Annotated in this window: 3 protein-coding genes; 1 reads left to right on the forward strand and 2 read right to left on the reverse strand. The window is 63.3% G+C overall.

Annotation, left to right across the window (positions count from 1 at the left end):
- Positions 1–15 precede the first annotated feature (15 nt).
- Complete coding sequence (locus tag EOA22_RS27750; RefSeq protein ID WP_063169063.1) at positions 16–360, reverse strand: hypothetical protein; 345 nt, start codon at positions 358–360, stop codon at positions 16–18.
- Between the two features lie 244 nt (positions 361–604).
- On the opposite strand from EOA22_RS27750, the gene EOA22_RS27755 reads away from it, so the two are divergent.
- Positions 605–2,572 carry a M23 family metallopeptidase gene (locus EOA22_RS27755; protein WP_027163525.1) on the forward strand — a complete coding sequence of 656 codons (1,968 nt, stop codon included), beginning with the start codon at positions 605–607 and terminating at the stop codon, positions 2,570–2,572.
- 6 nt (positions 2,573–2,578) lie between these two features.
- On the opposite strand, the gene EOA22_RS27760 is transcribed toward EOA22_RS27755, so the two are convergent.
- Positions 2,579–3,599 (reverse strand): MFS transporter (locus EOA22_RS27760; protein ID WP_127390367.1); only part of this gene is annotated, 1,021 nt, incomplete at its 5' end.

Genomic DNA, 3,599 nt, shown 5'->3' on the forward strand with positions numbered 1-3,599 from the left:
TTCATTATTCAATTTTCAAAGAACAGACATCACTTCACGCAATGTCGTGGCCCGCTTCGCTTTTGGCTCCGGGGCCGTCCGAGTGTCGCTTACGCGGCTCTCTTGAATTTCGCTAAGGGCAGGCTTAGAAGCAAACTTCTTCGTCGCCAGCGGCGAGCCGCCCTCGTTCGTGAGGCGTATATAGTCGCCACCAACGACAACTGTCAACACACATCGATAATGTTTTTGAACTTTTTGCGACAGAAATTTCGGACCCGATCTGTCGATAGCCAACTGCCCCAGGGGAACGCTGGCAACATGCGTGGCACGGCCCGGAAGGAGCCCTATTGCCGCCGCATTGCCGTTCGACACCAAAGCCATCGAATGTGGGCGCCGCCGATCGAGCAGCGCCTCTCTTAGGAGCCCTCCTATATAGGAGTGTGCGATGGGCCTTGCGGAGAAGGTACACCGCCCCGCCTGGTAGAGTGCTCTATAGGAGAAGTGCCTGGGGGCAATTCGGTCGGAGCCTGGCGCTTCGTTGACTTCACCTGCCATGACAGGCAAATGTCACGGCCACAACAAAAGCGACAAGCCGTTCCGCCCGGGGAAGAAGCAGCCTTTCTGGATGCCAGACACGGAAGATGTCATAGCCGAACTCGGCAATGAGCCGCCGCTGATCGCGGATGGCCGCAGCGGCCCGCCCGACCGGCGAGAGGTTTCTGCACGCTGGCTGTCGGGAACATTTCTCACTGGCGTGACCTCGAGCGTGTTGATGGGCGTGGCGCTGTTCGCCGCTCTTGACGGCCGCCAGCAGCTGGCCACCCCACCCGAGATCGCCGAGTTGATCAGCCTTGCCGGCAACGGAGATTCCGGCGAAGTCGCCAAGACGACCAGGCTGGTGGCGCCACGTCAGATCGCAAAGGCCAAGGACCGCCGCCGCATGGAAGTGTCGATGGTCACCAAGGTCGGCGACCGCGACGTCATCCACACCATGCCTTTCGTGCAGATCAAGATGGCCCTTGCCGCCGGCCACACCACCAGCCGCGCCTACCCCCCCTTCGACCCGATGCAAGTGTTCGGCGACGACGGCGACGACAATGCCCAGCCGGCGACGGCCTCGGCCGCTTCCGGCCAGATCTACGGCGCCAAGGTCGAAAGCGAGATGAGCCTGAAGACCGTCGATTTTCCGATCGACACGGCTTCCTTCGACGAAAAGAGCGACCTCTCCGCCGACGAGGTGGAAAAAGTGGTGCGCGAGGCCGGCACCGACCTCAGCGACGGCGCCGTGCAGGTCGCTTCGCTCCACTATGTCGATCCGCAGCGATTCGGCGAAGCCTTTGCCGAGAGCATGGCCGGCTCCTACGACGTCAAGATCGTGCCGGAAAACGTCTCGGTGGCGCCGCGAGCCACCGTTGACGACCAGGCGCCGGCTTTCGCCGAGGAAATCATCCCCTTCACCAAGGATCTCGACGTCACCGAGGCTTTTGCTGATTCGGGCTACACAGGGGAAGACGCCACCGGAATGGCCGAAGCCATCGCCAAGTTGCTCAATGCGACGGCGCTCAAGGCTGGAACCGTGCTGCGCGTCGGCCTCGAGGTTCACGGCGATGCCGCCAAGGTCGTGCGCACCAGCGTCTACGACCGGACCCAGCACATCGTCACCATCGCGCTCAACGATCGCGGCCAGTATGTGCCGGCGCAGGAACCGGATCCGAACCCCGAATTGCTGACGGCCTTCGATGATTCGTCGGCGCCGGTGGTGGTGCGCGGCAACCTGCCCAACGTCTATGACGGCATCTACCGCGCCGCCTACTCCTACGGCATGTCCAAGGCGATGACGCAGCGGTTGATCAAGCTGCTGGCGTCCGATGTCGACTTCCAGTCTCGCCTCAGCCCCGCCGACCGCATCGAAGTCCTGTTCTCGCAGCCCGACGGCGACGATCAGACCTCGGACAGCTCCGAGCTTCTCTACGTCTCGGCGACGTTCGGCGGCCAGACCCGCAACTTCTACCGCTTCCAGATGCAGGACGGCGGCACCGACTATTTCGATGAGGACGGTTCGAGCGCCGAGCAGTTCCTGTTGCGCAATCCCCTGCCCGCCGGGAAATTCCGCTCCGGGTTCGGCGCCCGCAGGCATCCGATCCTCGGCTATGTCCGCATGCACACCGGCGTCGACTGGGCAGCACCCATCGGCACGCCGATCATCGCCGCCGGCAACGGCACGGTCGAGAAGGTCGGCTGGGCCGGCGGTTACGGCAAGCAGATCATCATCCGCCACGCCAATGGCTACGAAACCTCATACAATCACCAGAGCGCCTTTGCCAAAGGCATCGAACCGGGCGTGCACGTCCGCCAGGGCCAGACCATCGGCTTCCTCGGCCAAACCGGCCTCGCCACCGGCCCGCATCTTCACTACGAGCTGATCGTCAACGGCACCAAGGTCGATCCGATGCGTGTCCGCCTGCCGGTCGGCAAGGTGCTGAAGGGCGATGACCTCGTCGCCTTCAAGCGCGAACGCGAACGCATCGACGAACTGTTGAAGCAGGAAGACAGCGATTCGCTGAAGGTTGCGAGCGCCAAGATCGACGGTTGATCGGCTTCAGCCTGGCGTATCTTCGGCCTTTCGCGGCCATGGCAATCGATCACCGGGAATGGTCGTCCAGGCGATAACAGCCGCAAGCAGGCAAAGCAGCGCGGTCACCGAAGAAACCGCGGCAAACGCGGCGTCGCTGGCGGCGAGCCTTGTCGCATCGATGGCCGGGGCAAGCCCGGCTGGCGCCGGTTCACCAAATCCCGGGATGCCGGACGTTGCGCTCGCGTCCAGTGCATTCGCGTAGACCCACGCGGCAAGCGAGCCCATCGCCGCCACCGCGATCAGACCGCCGATGCGTGAGACGGCATTGTTGATGCCGGAGGCCGCCCCCGTGTCCTTGTCCTCCACCGCCGTCATGATCGCGGTCGACAAGGGCGACACGACCAGAGCCATGCCGAGCCCCATCAGCCCCATCAGCGGGAATGTTCCGGTCCAGAAATTGTGGATGCCGGCGTAGGTGAGCAAGGCCAGCCCGGCAAACGCAAAAGCCACGACCAGGCTGCCGCAGGCGATCGGAAAACGCGGTCCGATCCGGTCCGACAGCTTGCCGACAGGTCCCGACAAAAGCGCGATCGATGCCGACAAGGGCAGGAAGATGAAGCCGACCTCGGCCGTGCTCAGGCCCCAGCCGGCGATCAGCAGCATTGGCAGATAGAAAAGGTTGGCCGACAGCGCAAAATAGAGGAAGAACGTCGCCACATTGGCGCCGGCGAAAGCACCGACGCGAAACAGGCTGAGGTCGATCATCGGCTCGCGCTGCCGAAGCTCGAAGACGATGAAGACAGCCAGCAATACGACGCCGGCGGCAATGCTCGGCCCTGCCATGAGGCCCTCGCCGCTGGCGCTCATCGAGGTCAGCCCATAGGCAAGCGCACCGAAAGCCAATGTCGCGAGCGCTGCACCGCCGAGATCCAGGCTGCGTTTCTCCGTCGGCACATCGGCCGGAACCTTGGCCAGCAGAAGCCAGATCGAAATCAAGCCCAGCGGCAGGTTGATGGCGAAGATCGCCCGCCAGATGCCGTCACCG

It is taken from the genome of Mesorhizobium sp. M7A.F.Ca.US.014.04.1.1 (assembly GCF_003998745.1).
GTDB classification, from domain to species: Bacteria; Pseudomonadota; Alphaproteobacteria; order Rhizobiales; family Rhizobiaceae; genus Mesorhizobium; species Mesorhizobium ciceri.

Coding starts and splice junctions, on each gene's coding strand:
- EOA22_RS27750 (WP_063169063.1), bottom strand. CDS start 360: ATGGCTTTGGTGTCGAACGGCAATGCGGCGGCAATAGGGCTCCTTCCG.
- EOA22_RS27755 (WP_027163525.1), top strand. CDS start 605: ATGCCAGACACGGAAGATGTCATAGCCGAACTCGGCAATGAGCCGCCG.